The 2,260-nt window shown below is 71.0% G+C and carries 2 protein-coding genes; one reads left to right on the top strand and one right to left on the bottom strand.

From position 1 onward, the window contains the following. Positions 1-178: 178 nt before the first annotated feature. On the bottom strand, positions 179-1,141 hold the full coding sequence (locus FVW20_RS13050; RefSeq protein ID WP_196609963.1) for an ACP S-malonyltransferase: 963 nt from the start codon (positions 1,139-1,141) through the stop codon (positions 179-181). A 407-nt stretch (positions 1,142-1,548) separates the two neighbouring features. Here FVW20_RS13050 and FVW20_RS13045 point away from each other — a divergent pair. Next, on the top strand, positions 1,549-2,260 hold a 712-nt coding region (locus FVW20_RS13045), incomplete at its 3' end, for a 16S rRNA (guanine(527)-N(7))-methyltransferase RsmG (protein WP_231039094.1).

Raw genomic sequence — 2,260 nt, 5'->3', positions numbered from 1 at the left:
CGCCGGGGCGGGGAACATGGCGGTGACGCGTTGCGTGTTTGCCGCGATGCAGGCAGGGCCAGCCGGGGTGCCGCACCCGGGAAGGGGCCGCGCATGCAAGGGGCCGGGTGCGCATGCGCACCCGGCCCGTGGAATGTCTGCCTGGTCACCCGCGCAAGCGGGGAGCGGTGGCGCGCTGCTAGAGCGACAGCGCGTCTGCCTGTTCCAGGCTGCCCGCGCCTTCCGCCGTCCAGCCGCCTTCCTCGGCGGCGGGCACGCCCGACGCGGCAAGTATGGGCCCCACCATCTTGGTCAGCACGCCCTTGGGGCCGGATTCCACCCAGCGGCGCACCCCGGCGTTCCACTGGTTGGTCACGGTGGCGATCCACTGTACAGAGGACGTCATCTGCCGGGTCATGACCTCGTGCAGGGATTCGCCGTCGGTGACGGCCTGGCCGGTCACGTTGCAGTACACGGCAAAGCGCGGGCGCGACCAGGTGGCCGTGCGCATGGCCCTGGCCAGTTCCTTTGCCGCCTCGTCCATGAGCGGGCTGTGGAAGGCCCCGCTGACGGGCAGGACGAGCGCGCGGCCCTTGCGGTCCTTGACCCTTGCGGCGGCATCCGCAATGGCGTCACGCGTGCCGGACAGCACCAGCTGGCCGGGCGTGTTGTAGTTGGCGATGCGGATCATCTGTCCGGTGGCTTCGGCGGCCTCCGCCACAACGGCGGCCACGTCGGCCTGCGAAAGCTTGAGCACGGCGGCCATGGCCCCCTTGCCGTCGGGGTCTGCCTCGGCCATCAGGCGGCCGCGCAGGGCCACCAGTTCCAGGGTGCTGTCCACGGAAAGCGCCCCGGATGCGGCGGCAGCCGCGTATTCGCCAAGGCTGTGCCCGGCGGTGCAGGACGGAGTGACGCGCCCGGCAAGGCGCAGCCACAGGGAAAGGTTGACCACGGTAAGCGCGGGTTGCAGGTTGCGGGTATCGGCCATGGCCTTGTCGTCGCCGCCGTCCCAGTAGATTTCGCGCAGGGGCAGGCCGCTTGCGCGTTCGGCCTTCTTCCACAGGTTCATGGCCTCGGGCATGGCGTCGGCCACGTCGCGGCCCATGCCGGGTTCCTGCGAGCCCTGGCCGGGGAACAGGAGGGCGATGTCGGTACGGTTCATTGGGTGTCGCTCCAGACGTGGGAATGGTGCCGGGTGCGTACCGGCTGTGTTGTGCGGTATCGTGCGGGGCGGACGCGGTGGCCGTCCCCCTCAGGACGGTGCGCGGCGGTGCCGGGCGCGGGCGCGTGGCACGTTCGCTGTCCGTTCGCTGCCCGTTCGCTGCATAGTCAAACACGCGCGTGGACGCAAGTGGTGCTGTCGTTTTCGCCCGCGCGGCCCAATGCGGAGGGGGCGGGCATGGGATGGCACGGGGGACCTGGAGGCGGTTCGACGCGTGCCGCCCCTCCCCTTGCCGCATCCGTTATCGCATCCATTGCCGCTTGCCAGCGCGCGCCGGGGCGGCTACAAGGCCGCCAACTCCCGCATCCGGCGCGCCGCGCCGACGGGATCACCATCAGGAGACGCCCATGCCCCCCGCAGCTGTCCACGTATCGTTGAAGGAACTGTCCCGACTGTGCGCCGAGGCCGGGTTCGGTCCCGACAGCGTGCCCGAGGCCGCGCAGAAGTCCCTGGCGGGCTATCTGGAACTGCTGATGAAGTGGAACCGGGTCATGAACCTGGTGGGTACGCACACCTGGCAGGCCACCTTCCGCACCCTGATCGTGGACAGCCTGCACCTGGCGCGTTTTCTGCGCACGCTGCCCCTGCCCGAGGCTCCGGAAACGTGGGACCTGGGCGCGGGAGCAGGGCTGCCGGGCATTCCCCTGCGCGCGGTGTGGCAGGCGGGCGCCTATCATCTTGTGGATGCGCGCGAGAAGCGCACCCTGTTCCTGTCCAACGTGCTGGCCCGCCATCCCCTGCCGGGCACCGTGGTGTTCCGGGGCAGGGTGGAGGAATTCATGCCCACGCGGCCCAAGGCGGATTGCGTGGTAAGCCGCGCCTTTCTGCCCTGGCCGGAGGTGCTGGAACTGGTGCGCGGCCATGTGGCCCCCGGTGGCATGGTGGTGTTTCTGGCCAACGAAGGCGCGCCCGCAAGCCTGCCCCCGGGCTGGAGGGTGGCTGCACGGGCGGAATACGGGGTGCAGGCCCCGCCGCCGCACGGCGCGGGCGGGATAACCGGGCGGTCCGGCCTCAACGGACACGGTGGGCGGGCCGGGCGAGTCGGACGGGACGTGACCG

Origin of the sequence: Nitratidesulfovibrio oxamicus, from assembly GCF_015731765.1 — a bacterium.
GTDB classification, from domain to species: domain Bacteria; phylum Desulfobacterota; class Desulfovibrionia; order Desulfovibrionales; family Desulfovibrionaceae; genus Cupidesulfovibrio; species Cupidesulfovibrio oxamicus.
The sequence above is the reverse complement of the archived record's forward strand: the minus strand, read 5'-3'. Positions and strand labels throughout refer to the sequence as shown.